This is a genomic window from Alitiscatomonas aceti, from assembly GCF_025567195.1.
Taxonomy (GTDB): Bacteria; Bacillota; Clostridia; order Lachnospirales; family Lachnospiraceae; genus Alitiscatomonas; species Alitiscatomonas aceti.
This window is the reverse complement of the sequence record NZ_JAOQJF010000085.1, coordinates 1-1,004: the sequence shown is the minus strand read 5'-3', so window position 1 is coordinate 1,004 and position 1,004 is coordinate 1. Positions and strand designations below refer to the sequence as shown.

3 rRNA genes are annotated in these 1,004 nt (G+C 49.4%); all 3 read left to right on the top strand.

The window, feature by feature from the left end:
* Positions 1-379 (top strand): 16S ribosomal RNA (locus OCV69_RS16600); the annotation flags it as partial.
* Positions 380-444: 65 nt separating this feature from the next.
* A 5S ribosomal RNA gene (gene rrf, locus OCV69_RS16595) occupies positions 445-562 on the top strand.
* Between the two features lie 363 nt (positions 563-925).
* A 23S ribosomal RNA gene (locus tag OCV69_RS16590) occupies positions 926-1,004 on the top strand; the annotation flags it as partial.

Here is a 1,004-nt window from a genome sequence, read left to right as displayed (position 1 = left end):
GGGATAACCTGGAGGAAGGTGGGGATGACGTCAAATCATCATGCCCCTTATGATTTGGGCTACACACGTGCTACAATGGCGTAAACAAAGGGAAGCAACCCTGCGAAGGCAAGCAAATCCCAAAAATAACGTCCCAGTTCGGATTGTAGTCTGCAACCCGACTACATGAAGCTGGAATCGCTAGTAATCGCAGATCAGCATGCTGCGGTGAATACGTTCCCGGGTCTTGTACACACCGCCCGTCACACCATGGGAGTCGGAAATGCCCGAAGCCAGTGACCCAACTGCAAAGAGGGAGCTGTCGAAGGCAGGTCTGATAACTGGGGTGAAGTCGTAACAAGGTAGCCGTATCGGAAGGTGCGGCTGGATCACCTCCTTTCTAAGGAAGAAGAAGTAAGGGTTTTATGTACTGTTTAGTTTTTGAGGAAACTTAAAGACAAAACTTCCGGTGCCGATGCGCCTATGGGAAACACCCGTTCCCATCCCGAACACGACGGTTAAGACGTAGGCGGCCGATGGTACTATGCTGGAGACGGCATGGGAGAGCAGGTGGGTGCCGGATCCCCTTTGCAAAATACCCGAGAGGGTTATAGATAGAACAGACATGTCCCAGTGGGCGGAAGAAAAAAGTGAAGCCTGCAAAGACGGATGTGTTAACCCCTTCCAGCAGGGAATTGCTGTTAAAACTGGTTTTTACCAGTGATCAGAGGTCCGGAGCCATCCGGGAGTCTGATGACTGATAAACTTCAGTCAGAGCGTACCTTGAAAACTGCATACTGAATAAAAGATCTTAGATATATATTTAAGATACAAGACATCCGAGGCATATCGAAAGATATGCAAACCGAAAAATGTAAACAAACAGCCAGGGGTGCAACGCTATGCACCTTCGTTTCGGAGCCGTTCCCACGGCGAAGAGACATCTGGTTAAGCTAGAAAGAGCACAGGGTGGATGCCTTGGCACTAAGAGCCGATGAAAGACGTGATAAGCTGCGATAAGCTTC